19 protein-coding genes are annotated in these 19,886 nt (G+C 69.2%); 11 read left to right on the forward strand and 8 right to left on the reverse strand.

All coding sequences use genetic code 11. From position 1 onward, the window contains the following. The first annotated feature begins 23 nt into the window (after positions 1 to 23). The 3 genes from GA0070617_RS17405 to GA0070617_RS17415 all read left to right on the forward strand — a co-directional run bounded on the left by GA0070617_RS17405 (position 24) and on the right by GA0070617_RS17415 (position 3,762). Positions 24 to 2,192, forward strand: a complete 2,169-nt coding sequence (locus GA0070617_RS17405; protein WP_139135691.1) for an NACHT domain-containing protein — start codon at positions 24 to 26, stop codon at positions 2,190 to 2,192. A gap of 39 nt (positions 2,193 to 2,231) precedes the next feature. Then, a complete protein-coding gene (locus tag GA0070617_RS17410) occupies positions 2,232 to 2,882 on the forward strand; it encodes an HAD family hydrolase (protein WP_091439178.1) in 651 nt (216 codons plus the stop codon). Positions 2,883 to 3,099: 217 nt separating this feature from the next. Continuing rightward, on the forward strand, positions 3,100 to 3,762 hold the full coding sequence (locus GA0070617_RS17415; RefSeq protein WP_139135692.1) for a radical SAM protein: 663 nt from the start codon (positions 3,100 to 3,102) through the stop codon (positions 3,760 to 3,762). A 221-nt stretch (positions 3,763 to 3,983) separates the two neighbouring features. Here the strand turns inward: GA0070617_RS17415 and GA0070617_RS17420 are convergent, their stop codons facing one another. Then, entirely contained in the window at positions 3,984 to 5,516 is a 1,533-nt protein-coding gene (locus GA0070617_RS17420) for a non-reducing end alpha-L-arabinofuranosidase family hydrolase (RefSeq protein WP_091439184.1), read from the reverse strand. Positions 5,517 to 5,757: 241 nt separating this feature from the next. Next, positions 5,758 to 6,282 (reverse strand): TetR/AcrR family transcriptional regulator C-terminal domain-containing protein, encoded by a 525-nt coding sequence (locus GA0070617_RS17425; RefSeq protein ID WP_280519283.1) that lies wholly within the window; start codon positions 6,280 to 6,282, stop codon positions 5,758 to 5,760. Here GA0070617_RS17425 and GA0070617_RS17430 point away from each other — a divergent pair. Both GA0070617_RS17430 and GA0070617_RS17435 read left to right on the forward strand, forming a co-directional pair. Beyond that, positions 6,241 to 7,203, forward strand: a complete 963-nt coding sequence (locus tag GA0070617_RS17430) for an NAD(P)-dependent alcohol dehydrogenase (RefSeq protein ID WP_091439190.1) — start codon at positions 6,241 to 6,243, stop codon at positions 7,201 to 7,203. The genes GA0070617_RS17425 and GA0070617_RS17430 overlap by 42 nt on opposite strands. A gap of 101 nt (positions 7,204 to 7,304) precedes the next feature. Next, complete coding sequence (locus tag GA0070617_RS17435; RefSeq protein ID WP_217628937.1) at positions 7,305 to 7,760, forward strand: YkvA family protein; 456 nt, start codon at positions 7,305 to 7,307, stop codon at positions 7,758 to 7,760. Here GA0070617_RS17435 and GA0070617_RS17440 read toward each other — a convergent pair. The 5 genes from GA0070617_RS17440 to GA0070617_RS17460 form a co-directional block, all read right to left on the reverse strand. Further along, positions 7,723 to 8,790 (reverse strand): methyltransferase domain-containing protein, encoded by a 1,068-nt coding sequence (locus GA0070617_RS17440; RefSeq protein WP_091439193.1) that lies wholly within the window; start codon positions 8,788 to 8,790, stop codon positions 7,723 to 7,725. The genes GA0070617_RS17435 and GA0070617_RS17440 overlap by 38 nt on opposite strands. A gap of 547 nt (positions 8,791 to 9,337) precedes the next feature. Beyond that, a complete protein-coding gene (locus tag GA0070617_RS17445; RefSeq protein ID WP_091439197.1) occupies positions 9,338 to 10,015 on the reverse strand; it encodes a hypothetical protein in 678 nt (225 codons plus the stop codon). Between the two features lie 127 nt (positions 10,016 to 10,142). After that, positions 10,143 to 12,290 carry a UvrD-helicase domain-containing protein gene (locus tag GA0070617_RS17450; RefSeq protein WP_091439200.1) on the reverse strand — a complete coding sequence of 716 codons (2,148 nt, stop codon included), beginning with the start codon at positions 12,288 to 12,290 and terminating at the stop codon, positions 10,143 to 10,145. 60 nt (positions 12,291 to 12,350) lie between these two features. Next, complete coding sequence (locus GA0070617_RS17455; protein ID WP_091439206.1) at positions 12,351 to 14,870, reverse strand: GmrSD restriction endonuclease domain-containing protein; 2,520 nt, start codon at positions 14,868 to 14,870, stop codon at positions 12,351 to 12,353. A 365-nt stretch (positions 14,871 to 15,235) separates the two neighbouring features. After that, positions 15,236 to 15,613 carry a hypothetical protein gene (locus GA0070617_RS17460; protein ID WP_139135693.1) on the reverse strand — a complete coding sequence of 126 codons (378 nt, stop codon included), beginning with the start codon at positions 15,611 to 15,613 and terminating at the stop codon, positions 15,236 to 15,238. A gap of 300 nt (positions 15,614 to 15,913) precedes the next feature. Here GA0070617_RS17460 and GA0070617_RS17470 point away from each other — a divergent pair, with 300 nt between their 5' ends. Together GA0070617_RS17470 and GA0070617_RS31090 are read left to right on the forward strand one after the other, a co-directional pair. Then, positions 15,914 to 16,525, forward strand: a complete 612-nt coding sequence (locus tag GA0070617_RS17470; protein WP_091439216.1) for a DUF6879 family protein — start codon at positions 15,914 to 15,916, stop codon at positions 16,523 to 16,525. A gap of 2 nt (positions 16,526 to 16,527) precedes the next feature. Next, positions 16,528 to 17,157 (forward strand): tetratricopeptide repeat protein, encoded by a 630-nt coding sequence (locus GA0070617_RS31090; RefSeq protein WP_091439218.1) that lies wholly within the window; start codon positions 16,528 to 16,530, stop codon positions 17,155 to 17,157. Here the strand turns inward: GA0070617_RS31090 and GA0070617_RS17480 are convergent. Further along, positions 17,105 to 17,992: a helix-turn-helix domain-containing protein gene (locus tag GA0070617_RS17480; RefSeq protein WP_091439221.1), complete on the reverse strand. Its 888-nt coding sequence runs from the start codon at positions 17,990 to 17,992 to the stop codon at positions 17,105 to 17,107. The two genes, GA0070617_RS31090 and GA0070617_RS17480, sit on opposite strands and share 53 nt — an antisense overlap. Before the next feature lie 352 nt (positions 17,993 to 18,344). On the opposite strand from GA0070617_RS17480, the gene GA0070617_RS17485 reads away from it, so the two are divergent. The 4 genes from GA0070617_RS17485 (at position 18,345) to GA0070617_RS17500 (ending at position 19,769) form a co-directional block, all read left to right on the forward strand. Then, on the forward strand, positions 18,345 to 18,521 hold the full coding sequence (locus tag GA0070617_RS17485) for a helix-turn-helix transcriptional regulator (protein ID WP_308472690.1): 177 nt from the start codon (positions 18,345 to 18,347) through the stop codon (positions 18,519 to 18,521). Positions 18,522 to 18,572: 51 nt separating this feature from the next. Beyond that, the gene (locus GA0070617_RS17490) at positions 18,573 to 18,755 is read left to right on the forward strand and encodes a helix-turn-helix transcriptional regulator (RefSeq protein WP_229688579.1); all 183 of its coding nucleotides are present in this window, start codon (positions 18,573 to 18,575) and stop codon (positions 18,753 to 18,755) included. Between the two features lie 227 nt (positions 18,756 to 18,982). Then, positions 18,983 to 19,219 carry a GntR family transcriptional regulator gene (locus GA0070617_RS17495; RefSeq protein ID WP_091439230.1) on the forward strand — a complete coding sequence of 79 codons (237 nt, stop codon included), beginning with the start codon at positions 18,983 to 18,985 and terminating at the stop codon, positions 19,217 to 19,219. A gap of 127 nt (positions 19,220 to 19,346) precedes the next feature. Further along, positions 19,347 to 19,769 (forward strand): hypothetical protein, encoded by a 423-nt coding sequence (locus tag GA0070617_RS17500; RefSeq protein ID WP_091439234.1) that lies wholly within the window; start codon positions 19,347 to 19,349, stop codon positions 19,767 to 19,769. Positions 19,770 to 19,886 lie beyond the last annotated feature (117 nt).

Raw genomic sequence — 19,886 nt, forward strand, 5'->3', positions numbered from 1 at the left:
CCGAATGCTCACGAGGATCACCGATGTGGCGGAACCCCCGAGTGGTGGTGGCGGTCGTCATCACCGGTCTGCTCACCGCGGCGACCGTCCTGACCGGCCTGATCACCAACGAGGCGTCGGCACAGCAACGCTGGCCCGGGCTGCTGGAGTTGGTGCGCACCCACCCCTGGCACACCCTCGGTGTCCTCGCGGTGCTCCTGGTCGCGCTGACCGTCGTGCTGGCCGCTCTGCCCGAGGGCGACAGGTCACGCGGCGAGGGCACGCCCGGCCAGGACGGCGCCGCCCGCCCGGCGGCCGCAGTCCCGCCGGCGGCGTCCAGTGATCCCGTGGCACCCGCGCGGACGAGCAGCGGACGGGTGAGCCTGCTCGACGAGCGGCCCGACCGGCTGGACCGGCTCTCCGCCGGCCTGGTCGGTCGACTGGGCCGGCGGCGGACCGCGTACCCCCTTGATCTGAGCCTGGCCGAGTTGCACCGGATGGGTCTCTTCGTGCCGGGACGACTGGCCGCGTACCACGATCGTGCCGCCGGGCCGGGTGAGCAGTCCGTGGTGGCACTGGTGGCCCGGCTGCGTCGCGGTGAGTCGGTGCTCCTGCTGGGCGAGCCGGGATCCGGCAAGAGCCTCACGCTCTACGGTGTGGCGCTTGCCCTGCTGTCGGCCGGCCGGTTGCCGCTCCCGCTGCGGGCGCTGGATGCCGTGGCGCTGCTGGACACGTTGCGCGGGGCGGGACTCGATCTGGCGGGGCTGCCCGGTGCGGTGGTGCTCGTCGACGGGTTGGACGAGGCGAGTGAGTTGTTCGGCGGCGGCCCGCTGGCCACCGCCCTGCTGAACCTGATGCGGCACGCTCCCGTGCTGGTCACCTCGCGCACCCGGGAGTACGAGGAGTGGATCGCCTTCGAGACCACGGAGATCAGCTTCGACGAGGTCTTCGTGCTCCGGGGCTGGTCGGTGGAGACCGAGTTCGCCGACTACCTGCTCCGGTTGCAACGGCACGGGTTGATCACCGACCCGGATCTGTATCGCACGGTGGTGACCTCGCAGCGGTTGACCGGACTGGTGACCCGGCCCCTCTACGCTCGGATGTTGACGTTCATCGGCCAGGACGCGGCGACCCGGATAACCAGCACGAGCGGCCTGTACGGGGAGTACCTGACCCGCCTGGGTCACGCCACGGACTTCGCGGTACGCAGCGGTCATCCCGACTGGACCGGCGACTCGTTGGCGCTCTGGCAGACCGCCGCCTGGTTCGTCCACTCCCGGGGACTGTCCGCCGACGCCATCCCGATCGCCGATCTGCACGTCACCCTGACCAGGGGGCGTGGCCGCAGCCCCACGGTGCGGGCTCTCGACCAGGTCATCGACCGGCGCACCCTGCACGGCATCGACATCGGCGAGTTCCTGCACTACTCGTTCTACGAGTATCTGCTGGCCCGCCACATCCGGGATCGTCTGCTCTCCGACCTGACCGCCGGACAGGCCACCGCCCTACTGCGACGGGACCTGACCAGGGAGGTCCGACATCACCTCGCCGGACAGTTGCAGGAGTTGTCCGACGAGCGGCTCGGCGACTGGCTGTCCGCCTCGTACCGGCAGATCCGTGACGAACCGGGGATCGACCAGGCCGACCGGCTCACCGTGTGCAACCTGCTGGTCTACCTGATCTCGCGCACGAGCCCGCAGGCTCAGCGTCAGTTGGACGCGTTGCTGCACCGGGAACGCGACGAGTTCCTGCTCAGCGCGATCCTGTGGGCGTTGTGCCACCACCGGTCGGACCAGGCGCTCGCGCGCTTCTTCGCGCTGTTGCAGTACGACGCCGTGTTCCGGGCGTGCAACCGCGGTTACGTCCTCTACTACTACGGGGACGTCCGGACGGGCCGCCCGCCGTTTCTGGACGAACCGCCGCACCAGGCGCACGAGCGTACGTCGACCCGGGTGTTGGCGATGTTCGAGAGCCCGACGTTCCGGATCATCCCGGCGCAACGTCGTTACGTCGACCTCTACACCTTCATTGACATCTATCTTGTACGCCATGAGACGGTCGACGGTCGCGCCCTGTCCACGCTCCGCGCGGCCGTCGCCGACCTGTCGGGACAGGGGTTGGCGAGCCCACTGGTGGAACAACTGTCCGAGATGCTGCAGGCAATCTCCGGTCAGCCCATACCGGACGCAAATCCACCCTCGTTCTCGGGGTGAACGAATGACGATCCCACGCAACCCTGGGAGGGCCGAGAAGTGAAACTCTTCGTCTGGGACCTGCACGGCGTACTGGAACAGGGCAACGACCGGGCGGTGGTCGACATCTCCAACGAGGTCCTGTCGTCGTTCGGCTACACGCCCCGCTTCGGGTACGCCGACGGCCGACGCCTCTACGGGCACAAGTGGTACGAGTACTTCGCCTTCCTGCTGCCCGAGGAGCCGCATGAGCGCCACCTGCAACTGCAGGACGCCTGTTTCACGCTCTCCGAGGAGCGGCCCGAGCTGCAGTACCGGTGGATGCAACCGACCCCGCACGTCAACGACGTCCTGGCCGGGATCGCCGCCCGGCACCAGCAGATCGTCATCTCCAACACCCGCCCCGGCACCTTGGACATGTTTCTCAAGCTGTTGGAGTTGACCGACTACTTCACCCCGGACCGCGCCTTCGCGGTGGATCAACATGTCCGGGACGTGCAGACCACCAAGAAGGACGTACTGGCCCAGTACCTCGCGACCCGTGCCCCGTTCGAGGAGATAGTGATCATTGGTGATTCAGCCGGCGACATGCACCTGGCGGAGGTCGCCGGCGGGACGACCTACCTGTTCGCCCATCCGGGTTTTGCATTCCGCAAATGTCCGTCGGATTTCCGAATTCGAGACCTACGCACGATACTCAACCACACGTAGACCCGACGAACGCCACTAAATACACTGGCGACAGTCGATGCCTCTGTCGTGTGAGGTGCCCATGGCATCACCTCGGGCCGATTGGTCCCCGTCACCGGACACACCGTCCTCGCCCTGCGATGCGTTGATCGTCGTACCACCGCCGTCACCGTCGGACACGAATCCGCCACTGGGTCCGGCGATCCTCGCGACCGCTGCGGCGCGCGGTGGTTTCCGGGTGGAGGTGCTGGACCTCAACATCCTGTTGCTCAGACGGTTCGCCAGACAGGCCGACCGCGCCGGCCCGACCCTCGGTGACCACGGCAAGGACCGCTCTGGCGTGTCCGCAGCGGCGCGGTGGCTCTTCACGCAGACCGGCCTCTACGACACCCCACCGTTGCACCTGCCCGACACCGCCGATCCGGTCGCCGGCATGCACTACCCACTGGAGGCGGTCACCGCGGCCGTCAGCGGTGCCGTCGGATCGTGGCGGGAATGGTTGGAGCAGCAGCTGCGCGCCTGTTGCGACCGTCCGCCGACGATGGTCGGGGTGTCGCTGATGGGACCGTCCCAGGTCTTCGTTGGCCTGCTCGTCCTCCGGGTGGCCAAGGCGATCTGGCCCGGCACGACGACCGTACTCGGCGGCAGCCACGTGACCCTGCTGGCCGACGAGATAGAGCGCGACCAGCGGCGGAGCGTCCTGGCCGACCTGATGCTCACCGGGCACTGCGAGGACGACTTCGTGACCACCCTGGCCGATCTCGACCCACCCGGCGTCCAACGGCCACCCGCTCCGGCGCCGGACCGCCCCGAAGGCCCCTTCGAGTACCTTCCCACCTTCTCCGAACGGCAACTCGCCCACTGCGGGCCTTCGCCGAGGCACTGCTCGCGGAGCCGGTGACGTCGATCCGATGGAGCGCCACCACGAAGGCCAACCGGGCAGCCCCCGGTTGGCGGCGGGACTTCGTCAGCGCCCTGGAGCGGGTGGAACGGGCCCGGTAGCCCTCCCGCGCGAACGCCCGGCCGACGGGACGTACGCGGCGGGCCCGGCTGTGCGCCGGGCCCGCCGCCGTGGTTCTCAGCCCCTCGTGGTCACGAGCGGGTCGGTCCCCGGTCGTGTCGTCAGCGTTGCAGGGTGAGCATCCCGGGCCGGTACGGCAGGCGGCCGTAGTCGCCGCCGGAGTTCGGGTCGCGGCCCTGGTAGAGCAGCTGCAGGTTGCAGGGGTCGATGGTCATGGTCTGGTCGGCGTTGGTCCGGATCAGCTCGCCGTGGCTGATGTCGCTGGTCCAGGTGGCGCCGCTGTTGGCCTTGCCGGCGAACGGGTTGCTCTCGGTGGCCGCCTGCGGCGTCCACGTACCACCCAGGCTGGTGGCGGTGAACGACCGGAAGTACCGGCCCTGCGCACCGATCGCCTCGACGATCATGAGGTACCGGTTCTCACCCTGGAGCTTGTAGACCTGCACCGCCTCGAAGAGGTTGTTGGTGGTGTCGGTCATGATCGTGGTGTAGTTCGTACCGAAGCTGCTCGGGAAGTTGCCGATCGGCATGCTGGCCCGGTAGATCCGCCCGTTGTCACCGGCGAAGAACAGGTACATGTTCTGCCCGTCACCGATGAGCGCCTGGTCGATCGGCCCGGTGCCGGAGTTGGAGATGCTGCCGCTGAACAGCGTCTGCGCCGGCCCCCACGAGTTCACGTTCGTCGGGTCGGTCGAGGTCCGGTAGGAGAACGCCGGCCCACCCCACTGGTACGCCAGCACCCAGATGTTCTTCGGCGCGAAGTAGAACAGGCTCGGGGCCACCGCCGAGAACGGCATCGCGTTCTGGCTGGCCGAACCCATCTCCGACCAGTTGGTGAAGAGGCCGAAGTTCATCGAGCCCCACGACGTACCGTTGTCGTGCGTGGTGCCGTACACCAACTGCCGGCCGTTGTACGGCGCGTGGGTGAAGTCCTTCAGCGACACCCAGCCCGACCTCGGCTGGGCCAGCGGACCCGTCGACGACCACCGGTACGACGACGGCAGGCCGCAGGTGCCACCCGGTGGCGGCGTGGTGGGCGGCGGGTTGCTGCCGCCATCGACCCGGACGAGCTGCCACTGCTGGTTGGTGCCGCCCCAGTCGTCGTACTGCACGATGTTGCCGCCGTCGGCGGTGGAGGCGCCCTGCACCTCCACGGCCTTGTTGCTGTTGCGGTTGATCAGGCGGACGTGGCCGCCGTCGGAGTCGGCCAGGCGGAACTGCTGGTTGGTGCCGTTGCCGTCGCTCCACTGCACGATGCTGGCGCCGTTGGCGGTGGAGAAGTTGTAGACGTCGAGGACCTTGTTGGACAGTCGGGACTTGAGCCGGTAGTAGCCGCCGCCGGAGTCGACGAACTGCCACTGCTGCTGGTTGCCGTTGTTGCGGGTCCACTGGGTGATCCGCGCGCCGTCGTTGGTAGCCAGGTTGTAGACGTCCAGGGCCTTGCCGCTGTTGCGGTTGACCAGCACGTACCAGGCGCTGGTGTCGACCGTCGCGGCCGCCGCCGGCGTCGACACCGCGACGGCGGCGACACCACCGACCACCACTGCCGACACACCGGCGGCGACGGCTCGCGCCAACCACCCGCGCCGCCGCCGCGACGGCGGCGCGATCGATGGAACTGTGCCCAAGGCAGACATGATCCTCCTTCAACGACCAACAGCCGAACGGTCTGCCCGAAGCTGGGCGCACCGCTTCACACGGGCCGGGCGTGGTCGGGAGATGTCAGCGCTAACACCATCTCCCGCACGCCGTGGCGCACGCCTTGTCCAAGGTCCGGCGACGCGGGCCCGCCCGGTGAGCCCCGGGCGGCGCCACCCCTTGGCCATCGACTGTGAGCGATAACATGCTGTTCGTCAAGTCGTAACGTTCGATGTCCGGTCAGCCGGTACGGTGCCCGCGTCGCCGTTCCAGCTCGTCGAGGATGACGTCGAGTCCGTAGTCGAACTCGGCGGCGAACGAGTAGTCGCCGCTGGCGGTGAGCTCCCGGACCAGCTCGACGAGGTACGGGTACTCCGCCGACGGCGGCGCGACCTCGGCGACGAAGTCGGCGGCACCGGTGGAGGCGTCGAACGGCAGGTTCTGCTCGGTCAGGACGAAGCCGTAGACGTACGCGTCGACGACGGAGAAGGCGTGCGCGGCGAGGGCGACCGGGAAACCGTCGCGTCGCAGGCATCCGAGGACGGCGTCGTGGTGGCGCAGCAGCGCCGGGCCGGGGTTCCTTCTCGACTCGATGAGGGTGAGGGCCCACGGATGCCTGCCCAGGACCCCTCGTGCCGACGCGGCCCGTCGCCGCATCCCCTCCCGCCACGACGATCGCCGGTCGGGCAGCTCGATCCTGGTGAAGATCCAGTCGGCGAGGCCATGAGAGCCGCCGTCGTCGTCCGTTACGGACCGCCGGAGCAGGTAGTCGTCACCGACGTACGCACGCCCGAGCCGCGCCCCGGTGAGGTGCTGGTCCGCGTCGAGGCCGCCGCGGTCACCGCCGGGGACGCCCGGCTGCGCGCCGGCCGCTTCCCGGCGGGCTTCGGCGTCCTCGCCCGGCTCGGCGTGGGCCTGCGCGGGCCTCGGGCCCGGATCCTGGGCGGCACGCTCTCCGGTCGGATCGAGCGGGTCGGCCGGGACGTCACCCGCTTCTCCCCCGGTGACCTCGTCGCCGGGATGACCGGCATGCGACTGGGCACGCACGCCGAGTACGCCACCGTCCGGGCCGCCTCCCTGGTGCCCAAACCCGCCGGGGTAGGGCACAGCGACGCCGCCGGGGTGCTCTTCGGCGGTACGACCGCACTGTGGTTCCTGCGCGAGCGCGCCAGGATCAGGGCCGGGCACCGGGTGCTCGTCAACGGGGCCTCCGGGGCGGTGGGGTCCAGCGCCGTGCAGATCGCCGCACACCTCGGCGCCACCGTGACCGCGGTGACCAGCGCCCGCAACACGGCCTTCGTGACCGGGCTGGGCGCCCACCGGGTGGTCGACTACACCACGACCCCGGTCACCGGACTCGACGAACGGTTCGACATCGTCTTCGACGCGGTAGGCAACGTCTCCCGCGCCGAGGGGCTACGACTCCTGGCCCCCGGCGGCTCGCTCGTGCTGGCGGTCGCGAACCTGCTCGACACCCTCCGGGCACGCGGGCCGGTCCTCGCCGGCCCCGCGCGGGAGCGGGCCGAGGATTTCGGGTACCTACTCGATCTCGTGTCGAGCGGGCAGTTCGCTCCCGTCACCGAGGTCGTCGGCGGGCTGGACCGCCTGCCCGAGGCACATCGCCGCGTCGACACCGGCCGCAAGGTCGGCAATCTCGTGATCACCCCCCACTCGGCGGCAGGCTGACCGCCCGGCTCGGGCCAACCCGGCCGGCGACGGCCACCTGCCCGCGTCCCCGGAGGTCGTCGCCGCGTTACCAGGACGTGCACGGCGTACTCGATCATGATTTGGCGCTGCGCGACTGGGCCGTCGCGGCGGCCGGCGCGGTGGGGTTGCTGGTCGCCTCCTGGGCGCTGTTGATCCTGCTGGCCCGCCGGCTTCCGCCCGGCGTGCTGCGCGAGGTCGCCGGCTTCGTCCCGGACTGCGTCACGGCCGTCCGGCGGCTGCGCCGGGATCCCCGGGTACCCCGTCGGGCGAAGGTGGCCGTCCTGGTCGCCGGGCTCTGGGTGGCCAGCCCGGTCGACCTGATCCCCGACTTCCTGCCCGTCGTCGGGGCCCTGGACGACCTCGTCGTGGTGGCGCTCGCCCTGCGCTACGCCGGCCGGCGGGTGCCCCGGGAGGTCCTGCTGGCCGCCTGGCCGGGTGAGCCCCAGCTGATCGAACGGCTACTCGGCACGCCGTCGACCCAGGGCTGCCCCGCGCCGGTCAGTCGGCCTCGACCGGCGCTTCGCCGAAGACGGTGAAGCTGACGACCCAGTAGGCGACGTAGAGGGCGAGCAGCAGGTACCCGTGCCACCGCCGCAGCCGGCGGGTCCAGAGGAAGTACGCGGCCAGCGCGGTCATGCCGACGAGCACCGGCAGGTGCCAGCTGAGCACGTCGTCGTCGACGACGATGCTGCCACCGGCGAGCAGGATGATGCCGAGCTTGCCGGTCACCCCGAAGACGACGCTGCCGACCACGTTCGCGAGACCGATGTCGACCGCGCCCCGGCGGGCGGGCCGGACGGTCAGCAGCACGTCCTCGAAGGTGAGCACGAGGGTCGCGATGATGGCGCCGAAGAGGGCTCCCTGGATCTCGAACTCCTCCAGGATGCCCTCGGTGCCGATGCTGGTCATGGCCGCGCCGACGACGAGACCGACGAGTGCGACGACGGCCAGCCCGACCGCGGGCCAGCCGGAGCGCGGACGACCCCGGTCGAACGGCCCGGTCACGACGAAGGGCGACGGGCCTGTGAGTGTCGGACCGGTGGTGGTCGGGCCCGAAGTCGACGGGCCGGTGGTGGACGGGTCCCGGTGCCGTTCGCGGACGGCGACGTAGCCGAGGAAGAGCGCGAAGAGCAGCAGGAGCAGCCGTCCACCCGGACGCAGCACCCGGGCCATCTCACGGACCGCCGCCACCGGGTCGGGAATGGCACAGAGCGACAGGGTGCAGGTCACCGTGTCGAAGCTGGCATCGGGGTACGGCAGGGCCTGCGCGTCGCCGACGCGCAGTTCGACCGCCAGGCCGAGTGCCGTGGCGTGACGCCTGGCGATCTCCAGCATCGCCGGACTGAGCTCGATGCCGGCAAGGCGCACCCCGGCCGGGTAGCAGGGCAGGTTACGGCCGGTGCCGACGGCCACCTCCAGCACCCGCCCGGTGGCCCGACTGCCCACCCACTGGCGACCACCGGCGAACTGGACCCGTTCCCAGAACTCGATGCCCCGGTCGTAGCGGGGTGCCACGCTCTCCCACACCCGCCGCGCCTTCGCGGTCGGGTCCTCCCCTGCTGCCATCCGACCCCCTTCGGTGACAAGTGCCCCCGCCCTCATTGTCCGCGCCGGGTCCGCCCGCGACAGGGCGGTGCCCTGAGCCAACCGGTGGCTCAGGGCACCACCGAAGCGCTGTCCGACAACGGGTCGCGGTGTCGCCACCGGCCAGTCGTGGCTCGATTCGCGCAGGTCAGCCGGTAGTCGCCGGGACGGACAGGTTGGTCTGGTCAGGGCACCACACCGAGGACCCCAGGTTGAGCATCAGGTCGTCCCGGATCCATCCCCGCTTGGTCGGGTTGGGGACGCTGACGACGTAGGTCCACGTGTCGATCCCGTTGATGTCCAGCGCGTAGCTTCGAACCTCCCCGTGAAGGATTCAGACCGCCCTATCCTCGGGATACATTCACCGCAGTTCAACACCAGGCGGTGTCAGAAGAACGTTTCGGATTCAATCGAACATCCGTCCCAAAACCGGCAGAGAACATCGTAGAATGTCGTTCGACATGATCCATTCGTGCGGGCCTCCGTGCGATCACACGGAGGCCGTCCCTCCAGTCGGCGCCCCCGACCGTCACCGTCGGGGGGCACCTCGGTTGGTGTTGCCCTGGGCGGGGCCCGGCCCGATGGCCGACTGTCCGGGCTGGGTGGTGTCAGCCGGGCCCGACCCGATGCGCTGCCGGGCCATCCACACCCGCAAGTCGCCCACGGTCTGGTACTGCGGCGCCGGACCCGCCGGGGCCTGATACTGCATCGGGTACGACGTCGGGCCCTGCGGCGGCAGCCCCTGCATCGGGTACGACGGGGGCCCGTAGGGCTGTTGCGGGTGGCCGTACGTGGGCAGGTTGGCGACCTGGTGGGTGGCCAGGGGCGGTGCGGCGGGAGGCTGGGCCCGATTGGCCCGGTCGGCACTGCTGACTGCCGCGTTCAACTGGGTGAACAGCCCCCGCAGAGCGGCGTCGGACACCTCGGCCTCACGCCGCACGGCCTCCCCCGGATCGGGTGCCGGCGGGCCGCTGGGGTCGGCGGTCGCCTGCGGAGCATTCGGCCGGGCATATGCCGCATGCCCGTACTGCATGTTCAGGTTCTTGCGGTACTGCAGGTTCTCCTCGATGCCGTAGAGCGCGGTCTGGACGCCACGGTTCATGGCGATCTCCGCAAGGTTCGAGCCCTGCGCCTGCAGAGCGCGCCAACTGTCGGCATGGAGGTGCTGCTCGAGCAGACCCAGCGCCTGCTCCGGGGTGTAGATCACGGTGCTACCTCCGCTTCACGGGAATGTCACATCCCCTTAACGGCCTCCCACCCCGCCCGGTTCAGGCAGTATCTGTTTTCATGGATGCACCGTCGGCAAAGAGCCTGTTCACCGGGCTCCGACGTCGTCAGCTCGGTGGTGCAGGGGGCAGGAACGGGCTGGGTTGGCCGCTCCAGGACACCTCCAGCGCCTCGCGGGCCCGGGTGCTGGCCACGAAGAGCAGGCAGCGTTCCCGCAGCAGGTCGTTGTCGTGCTGAATCTGGTCCACCTCGACCGGGGTGACCTCCTTGGCGAAGGGGATCGCCTTGGCGGTGGCCGCCACCAGGGCGACGCAGCGGAACTCCAGCCCCTTCATGGCGTGCATGGTGGCCAGCCGTACCCCGTCGACGTGCGCGCCGGGCTGGTCGCGTACCCAGGCGGTTGGAATGCCGGCGGCGGCCAGTTCGTCGTGCGCGCTGCGCAACGTTGTGGTGAACCGGGCGCAGACCGCGATCTCACTGGGACGGACGCCCTGCCCCAGCCACTCCCCCACCCGTTTCACCAGCGCCGCGAGTTCGGCCTGCGGCGTCGGGTACCCCTGGGCCCGTGGCCGTTTGCCGTGCAGCAGCGACCGGTAGCCGGTGAGGTTGTCCTCGCCGTCGCCGCCGAGCTCGTCGACCCGCGCGCCGACGAGCACCTTGGTCGCCCAGGTGAGGATCTCCTCGGTGCTGCGGTAGTTGACGCGCAGCCGGCTGCTGCGTCCGGTGACGGTGATGCCGAGCGAACCCAGCGACACCCGCGAGTCGTAGATCCGCTGGTGCGGGTCGCCGGTGACGAACAGGTCGTCCGGCCCGGGTGCCACGGCGGCGCGCAACACCCGCCACTGTGCCGGGTGTAGGTCCTGCGCCTCGTCGACCACCACGTGGTCGAAACCGTGGGCGGCCAGGTCCACCTCGGCCAACAGGTCCGCGGCCCGCGCGCAGATCTGCAGGTACGTCGCGGAGCCGGCCGCGGTCAACTCGGCCTGGAACAGCTCGACGGCGTCCCACAACCGGTCGCGCTGCCGGGCACCCAACGCCGAGCCCCGGCCACGCCGAGGAGCCGCCCGGTACGCCTCCCGGCTGCGCACGTCGTGGGCGAGGATCACGTGCCGGAACTCCTGGGCGAGGAACTGCTCCGTCCAGGGCAGCGTCAACCGGCGGCAGACCCGCCGCCACACCTGCCGCTCGTCGGCCTCGCCGACCGGGGTCGGCACCCGACCAGCGAGGGCCCGCACGGTGCGGTTGGCGAAGGCGTTCACCGTGGTCACCTCCACCCGCGACAGCTGCTTGTCGTCGTCGAGCAGCAGCGCCAGGTGCTCCCACAGGGTCGCGGCCAGGGCATTGGTGTACGTGGTGAGCAGCACCCGCTTGTCGGGCGTACGGGAGAGCAGGTGCTTGACCCGGTGCAGCGCCGCCACCGTCTTGCCGGTGCCCGGCCCCCCGGTCACCTGGGCCGGCCCGGCGTACGACACCCGGTAGGCGACGCGACGCTGCGACGGGTGCAGGAAGACCCGCCAGGCGGCGAACGGCTTGGCCAGGATCTCGGCCAGCTCGTCGGGGCGGGTGACCAGGGTGATCCGGCTGGAGGTGTTGGCGATCGCCACGGCCAGGCTCTCGCTCGGCTCCTGCGGGGCGTCCGCCGGCCGACGTTCGGCGACCAGGTCGCGGTAGACCTCGTCCGGGCTGAACCCCTCGGCGAGGTGCTGCAACACCTCGAACTGGTCCTCGGGCAGCAGCGTCCCGAACGCCTCCAACTGCGGCTTGTCGGTGATCGTCCGGACGGCCCGCAGCACCTGGTCGTCGATGCCGAGGTGCCGCAGCGCCGTATCGGAGTGCCTGGCGAACAACAACGTCGGCGCCTGCGCCGCCGCCTTCTCCAACACCGGGGTCAGCTGCTCGATGGCGACGGCGTTACGGACCTCCAGCGCCCGGGTCGCCGTGTTGACGGTGTAGAGCCGCTTCGCCGCCCAGGTGTACGCGTCGTCGTGCGGCACGACGTTGATCAGCAGGAACGTGTCGCTGCCGTCGTCGGGGGCCAGGACCACCCCGCGCCAGAAGTCGTTGATCCGGATGGTCCGCATCCGGGGGTCCCGGGCGTTGTTGACCGACTCCAGGTGCAGGCCCTTGTCGGCGTACAGCTCGGCGATGGTGAGCTGCTGGAACTTCTCCATCGCCTTGCGGACGCCGGCCCTGATCGGCTTTTCCAGCACGTCGAAGCTGTGCCAGAAGCTGTTGGCGAAGGCGAGCTGCGGCACGAGAGGACTCCAACAGGTGGTACGTGGTGGGAGGGGCGATCCCGAAGGACGGGGCGACAATCAGCTCTGGGGCTGCACGGCCTGCCCGTAGAACCAGCGGAGATGCTCGATCAGCGTCTCGCGCGCCTGAGCGTTCACGAGGACGTCCAAGGAGAAACCGGGGCGGAGTCCGAGCTTGGCTGCCGCGATCTTGACTCCTGGCAGCTCGTTCAGCCGCTGGCGGAACTGCTCCCGCAGCGCGATGTCGTCGAACGGCGGCCGGATGCTCAGGTGCTGGAACACGATCTCGAACTTCCCGCTCGGGTAGATCGTCGCGGGCCAGATATTGCCGAGTTCGTGGTCCTTTCCACGCGCCATCAGGAAGCACGAGGTCTCACCACCGGAGCCGTAGAGCGGCACGCCGCCCATGGCAGCCCAGGCTTCAAGAACGGCAACCGTGCCGTTCGCGACCTGTGCGTCCTGGAGGTCTGTCAACTGCTCGATGAACCGGTCATCCAGCGAGTTGTTGTGGCGGGATCGTGGTCGGAGAAGCTGACTGGAGCCGTCCTGCTGCGGCATTCCGGCGAGCTGGGCCAGCTCCTCGACACCGATGCGCTGTGCCTGGCTGGCCCGGCCGTACTTGTCGAACTCGACACCCTCTTCGCGCAGCAGGTCGCGCGGATCGTCCTTGCGGGACGGGTCGAGCCAGCGGAAGTTCGGCGCGACCGCGCCTTCGGCCTGGAGCACCCGGTGTGCGTTCGGTGCCGAATGGTTACCGAGCCGGGCACCGACGGAGACCGGGTGACTGCCGATCAGCGCGGCCAGGTCACCGTACGCGGTCCAGGAGCCGGCGGGCAGCGCGGCGAGGGCCTTGTTCATGACGTCCCAGGGGACCTCGGACCGGTTACCCGCCTCCTCGGTGGGACCGGGCCAGGTGGCGATGATCCGTTCCGCGAGCGCATCGGCTCGGGCATGGATCTCAGGGCGCCCCCAGCGCTTCTGATCGGCGATCTCACGGTTGAGGGAAATCCCGCTCTTGCCCAGTTGTGCCCGCTTGACCAGGAAGGAACTGTTGCTCAGCTCCGCGTTGTAGCCGGTCAGGGTGAGGTTTCCCAAGGTGTGGACCAGAGCCTCGTGTGCCTCGGCGAAGCTCTCCTCCCCCTGAAGGTCCTCGCTCAGCATCTGCCGCCATTCCGCGGTCGGGCTCTGCGGCATGACGTGTTCGATGGTCAGCGTTCCCGGCGAGACCGGTTCCTTGCTGCCGTACGACTCCTCCAGCCACTGGAGCACCAGCTTGCGCTGAGTCGCGCGCCCGTTGAGATAGAACGGGATGGACCGCACCGCCTCCCGAAGCCTCGCGTCGGTGGCGTAGTGCTTCCGACCGACCGACAGGTACGACCGCACCGCCTCGTCAACCGGAAGATCCTTGCGCATGTCGGTGACGACGCGCAGCAGGATCCGGTTGATGCTCGCGGTGGCGCGGCCGACGAGCAGCCGCCGGATGAAGTAGCTCTCGACGTGCAGCATCGCCGAGGCGATCTGCTCGGAGGTCGCCGTCCCCTCCTTGCGGCGATCAAGCAGGTGCAGCAACAGCGGCAGCACGGTGGTCGTGTCCCAGGCGTTGAGCCGGGCCAGCCGCCGCCGTACCTCTAGGTCGTGCTCCTCCTCGGGGTGCAGGATGATCCGCAAGAGGGCACCGAGTCGGCAGAACCGGCGTACCTCGGCCTCGATCTCCGCCTCGGTGTGCAGGCCGTTGAGCCGGGTCTGCTGGCCGGTGTAGGTGTCGGTCTGCTTGACCTCCGGGTTCCGGTGAACCAGGTCGAGCCAGAACAACTGCTCCAGTTCCCCGGAGTCCAACTGCTTCTGCAACGGGAACCACAGGGAATCGTAGACGGCCTCGCCTCGGGTCGGCAGGCGCATGAAGAGGTAGTTGCGCAGCAGGTCGGCCTGGGTGAGCTTCAGGCCGGTGTTGTTCAGCGACTCGAAGATCCGATAGACGTTGTCGCCGGTGTGTGCCACGACCGAGACCAGCGCCATCCCGGAGATGACCGCGTCCTCGATACGTTCGATGTCCATCGGCTCGTCCTGGTCGTCGACGGCAGCGAGTTGCGCGGCGAAGAACCGGTACGCCGCGCCCACCTGATCGCTGCCACCCGCCTGCGGCGTGGCTCCCAGGCACGCCTCGTACGCGGCACGGTCGGCCTGGGTGGGAACGAGCTTCAGGCGGTGGGCGGGCTTGTACTTGTTGATCAGGTACTCCTGATCGATCCGATCACGGTGATCCGGATTCTCGTGCTCGGCCCGGTGGTCACGGATGGCGCAGAGCAGGATGGACAGGGTGGTGAGTCGCTGCTGACCGTCCACCACCAGGAACTCGGAGACCGACGGCCCGTGCGTGGGGCTGGGCGCGAGCACCAGCGAGCCGATGAAGTGCGTGAGGCTCGGCTGTTCGACCCGTTCCTCCGCCAGCTTGCGGATGTCCTCCCATAGCCGACCGAGTTGGGAGTCAGTCCACGAGTAGGTCCGCTGGTACAGCGGCACCCGATACTGCTTCGCGCCCTCGAGCAACTCCCGCAGCGTCGTCTCGTGTGCCGCAACCATGTGTGCTCCTGTCATCCCCACGCGCAATCCGGACAGCCAACCAGACGCTTCGGATGGATCAACACTTCAGTCAGAAACGCGACTTTCCGGCAGCCGCCCAACCATTGACACCCGGAGAGCCTTCGATCACCGGGACTGCTCCAACCCATGCGGCAGATCAACCACCGGGTGGTGAGCATGGACATCGAGTCGCTCGTACGATCTCTTTGCCAACCCTCCAGACTGGTCGTCGGCCTGGAGCCCAAGCGTCGCAGCGCCGGTTCAAGATGGCCGTGTGGAAGGGTGCCGACAGCATGCGCAAGCGCCGCGCTCACCTCGGCCATCGAGTGACCCATTCGCCAGGTCGCGCAGACCGACGTCGGTGGTCAGGGTGGCGTGGTGCCACCGAACATGATGCCTCCGTGGACGTCACGTGCCTGAATCACCGGTCCGGCGACGTCTCCAGACACGGTGTTGGTCACGTTGCCGGACTCGGTGAGGCTCGCCTGGATCTTCCTGACCCTGGCCTGGAGTTCGGCACCGAAGGACGGGTCGCGCAGTGACTCGCGCTCCAGCACGCCCGCGAGTCCGCTGACGGTGTCGGCAGAAGGTCGGTGCAACGCGACCTCGATCGCCTGATGCGCCGTCTGCTCGTGGCGGAATCGGTCGTGGAGGAACTCGATCAGGGAGGTGACCGCGACACGACCGCTCTGCGCCAACTCGGTGGCAGCCCAGGCGACGAGCGTCGTCGCGACGGTGACCATGACCGGATCCGCCATCGGTGCCGCCCCCGCCCACTCATGCCACCCCGGAACATGAAGCCGAGACGCATACTATCAAGCTGCTCGATGTTACGGTGAGTGCCGGGGGGGTGACGTAACAGGAGGCGATCATGGCTGGACAGCGGTGGGAAGCCGACTCCTCGGCCGAACTGACCCGTCGGTGGGGTAAGTCGTCGCACGAGCTCGGCAACACCTCCGGTGACGGAAGCTGCCCCGACACGGGTGAGCGGCTTATCATCATTCCCCGATCAACCATGATCGCGGCGAAGGCGGACGTACCCGATGCATGAGCTCTTTGACCATGATCCCGGTGAGCTGCTGAGCCTGGAGGACTACTGGGCCGACTTCGAGGCACGGTTCTGGAAGACCACTCCCCCTGGCTTCTGGAAGCTGGAACGGCAGCAGACGTTCAAGGAACCCGGCGACGAGGGTTGGCGGGCGTTCGCCGACGGCCGGTGGGAGGAGTCGCTACGGGTCCTCGACGATCGCCGTGGCGAGTTCGAGGCCTACTACCGCCGGATCGCCGAGTGCGGTTTCGCCACCCGCCGGGTCCGCGTGGTCGACGAGCCGCTGACCCCCTATCTTCAGTGGGAGCTGCACGTGCTGCGGCTGCGCCACGAGTACGGCGGGCTGACCCGGGTGATCGGCCCCGACCAGGTCGCGTCGGCCGAAACGGCCGGTCCGGTACCCGAGATCTACACCCTCGGCACCGAGGTGATGTACGAGGCGGTCTACGACGCCGACGGCATCCTTGCGGCCGCCCGGCGCTGGGAGGATCCCGCACTGGTGGCCCGGTGCCAACGGTTCATCGAGGCCCGCTACCGCGACGGCGAGCCGCTTGACGAGTTCTTCGCCCGCGCGGTGGCACCCCTGGAGCCCCCGATCCTGGGGTAGACGTGGATGACCTCGGGCCGGACCGGCGGCGGAAGCCGGAGCAGGTCAACCGGGCCGGGCTGACCGGCCCCGCCGAACTGGTGCAGGCCCGGGACGTGTTCGGCGGCGTACACTTCCACGGCGCAGATCCGCCCCCTGATATGCCACCGCGGCAGCTTCCCGGCGACGTACGCGGCTTCGTCAACCGGGTCGAGGAGCTGAAGGCGCTCAATCGGTTCCTGCGAGACGGCCCGGAGGGGACAGCCGACGGCAGCCTGTCCGTCATCGCCGGGACCGCCGGGGTCGGTAAGATCCAGCGCCGGCTCGGTGACCGCAGCCGGGAGGCCATGGCACTCGACGGCACCGGGGAGGCCTACCGGGATCTGGGACGACCGGACGAGGCAGCCTCCTTCCACCTGCGGGCCACGGCCACCCACCGACAGCTCGGTGACAACTGGCAGCTGGCCCTGAGCCTGGACCGCCTCGCCACCGCCCTCAAGCTGACCGGCCGCACGCGTGACGCGCAGCAGCACTGGCGCGAAGCGTTGTCCCTGTCGGCGGCGTACGACGACGCCCGTGCCGCTGCCTTGCGCGACCGCATCACGGAAGCCCTGACGCGGGACGCCGAGTCTCCTCCAGGATCTTCTCGATGAGGATTCGGGACTGGTCCGGGTCGAGGGCAAGGTTGTCGAAGCTGGCCCAGGCCCGCTGGTACGCGGCCAGCTCGTGCGGGCGGTCGAGGTAGAGCGCGCCGGTCATCGACTCCTGATACACCACCGGCGGCGCGACCTCGGCCCGGTTGCCGGGCGGGAAGTCCAGCAGCACGAACGGCCCGGCGAGCACACCCGCACACATCCCGGCGGCGAACGGCAGCACCCGGATCGACACCTGCGGCAGCCCACCCACCTCCACCAGGTGCCGAAGCTGACCCACCCCGGTCGCCGGATCACCGGCCGCCCGCAGCAACACCGACTCCGACAACACCACCTCCAGCCGCGGCGGCACGGGAAACGTCCGCCGCAGCAGCCCCTGCCGGGCCAACCGCGCCCCGACCACCCGATCCCGCTCCCCGGCGGGCAGGTGCCCCTCGACGCGCAGCGCGTACCCACGGGTCTGGAGCAGGGCGGGGATCAGCGCGTGCTGGTACTCGCGCAGGCCGCAGGCGTCGGCCTCCAGGCCGGCGTACACGTCGAACCAGGCCGGAACCGGCCCCTCGTAGGCGCGCCACCAGCCCTTCGACCGGGTCTCCCCCGCCAGCGCCACCAACGCGCCGGTCAACCTGGTACGCGCGTCGTACAGCTCGCACATCGCCCGCACGTCCGCGCCCCGGGTCGGGCCGCCACCGCCCTCGATCAGCCACACCCTGCGCCGACTCCACCCCAACGCGTCGGCCGCGCCCTCCAGGGTCATCCGCGCTTCGGACCGCAACTCCCGCAACGCCCGCCCCAACACCCGCCGAGGCACCCCCGACACCACACCCTCGCTCACCGCCCCCGACCTCCCCACAGCACCGGCACCACGCGAACCACCGCGCCGCCGCACCGCGACGCCACCACCGGATCGGGTACGCGACCACGCGCCGCCGCCTCCCCCACCCGCACACACCGATTCCCACGCCTAGCCATGTGCCCTCCCCTTCTGCTTGATGCCAATAGCGAACTCGCTTCCGCCACCCCCTATCAAGTTAGACAGTGGTCGCAGGTTGCGAGCAAATCCGGCTTGAGCTGCCCGTTCAGATGATCCGACCGGGGGTCGCGTATTCGTAAGGGGGTCAGCTCGGGATGCTTCCAGGGTGGGCTGGAAGCGGAGGCTGTACGGAAGCGCGGAGCTTCAGGAACGCTTGGGCGTCTCCCGGGTCCGCGTCGTTCAGCTCACCAGCCGCCCCGACTTCCCACACCCCTTCGACCGCCTGGCCGGCGGCGCTGTCTGGCTGGTGGAGGACGTGGAAGCCTGGATCGCCCAGCACCAGCCCTGGAAGGCCAAGGGTGCGGACGAACCGCCACCCCCGGAGAGCTGAGTCGTCCCGAGCGACCCCCCCCGCGGTGGAAGCACGGGAGGCCTTCGGCTGGTGGCGAGCCAGGAGATCCAGGAGATGCTCGGCGTCTCCCGTACGCGCGCCTACCAGATCACCAACTCGAAGTCCTTCCCTGACCCGGTGGCCGTCCTCTCCGTCGGCCGGATCTGGCAGACCGAAGACGTCGAACGCTGGATCAAGGCCCACCGCCCCGACCTCCAGGACAGCGAGGGGTAGGGACCGGCACCCACCACCGGACCGGGTACGCGAGCCGGCAGAGTCGCCTCCCACCCATAAAAACCACTACCACCGCCCAGCCATGGACCTCCATCGTTGATTGGCGACTCGGTGGCAGTTTGCCTTCCCTCTCCTTCGCCCGATGACGCGGCAGTCGCTTTCCTAGGGTTCCTAGCAAACCCACGGTTGCTCGCCGACAGGCAGATGGTCGATGGTCGGATCTGGATATGACCCACGCCCAGCACCTATGGCGATCGATTCGTGACAACCTCAGGGCCCGGATCAGAGCCGGCCTGCTGAAGCCGGGCGAGAAGATCCCGACCACCCGGGATCTCATGGACCAGCACTCGACCAGCTCCGCCACCGTCCGCAGAGCCGTCGACTCCATGATCGAGTCCGGCGAACTCATCGGCAGGCAAGGGCTCGGCGTCTTCGTCGTCGACGCCCGCGCGGAAGACTCATAGACCCGTATCCGGTCGCTGGGGCACCAGCGCCAAGGCGATCTCCGCGCGAAAGGCCAAGCCCGTACGTGCCCGCCCGGCGGCAACCCCCTCCACTCGTTTTCTGGCTGAGGAATACGAGAGGATTCACATGATCAGACCTGAGCTGCCCGACTACATCCGGACGCTGATGCGCGGCGAGCACGCCGCGAACGATGCGATCGAGGCCAGACTCCAGGCCGAGGGGTGGGACGGCTTCCCGAAGTTCCTGGCGATGGTCTTCTTCCTCGCCGTGGACCTCCGGTTCGGCGAGAACGCCGAGTGGTCCGACGTGATCAAGTTCGTGGCCGACCTGCGCACCGACCTGCACGGCGGCGCGGAAATCAACGCCGAGGCCGCCGAACGGCTGATCATGTCGGTCATCGACCCATCGGTGGACTACACCGCCGCCCAGGAGATGATCGGGGCCATCCAGGCCGCCACCGCGTTGAAGATCCTCTCTGAGGCCAACCTCACCGACACCGAATTGGACTCCATCCTGACAGAAGCGGCCACGCTCGCCAGCCACCCATAGAACCCTCGTCTTGTACAGGCAACCGGCATCCGCAAACTCCCGCGAACTCGGCCAGCACCAATCCAAGCCACCGACGCGGCCATGGAATCTCCGCATCCTCAGCGCACGGACTGCACC

Origin of the sequence: Micromonospora yangpuensis, from assembly GCF_900091615.1 — a bacterium.
In the GTDB taxonomy this organism is placed as follows: domain Bacteria; phylum Actinomycetota; class Actinomycetes; order Mycobacteriales; family Micromonosporaceae; genus Micromonospora; species Micromonospora yangpuensis.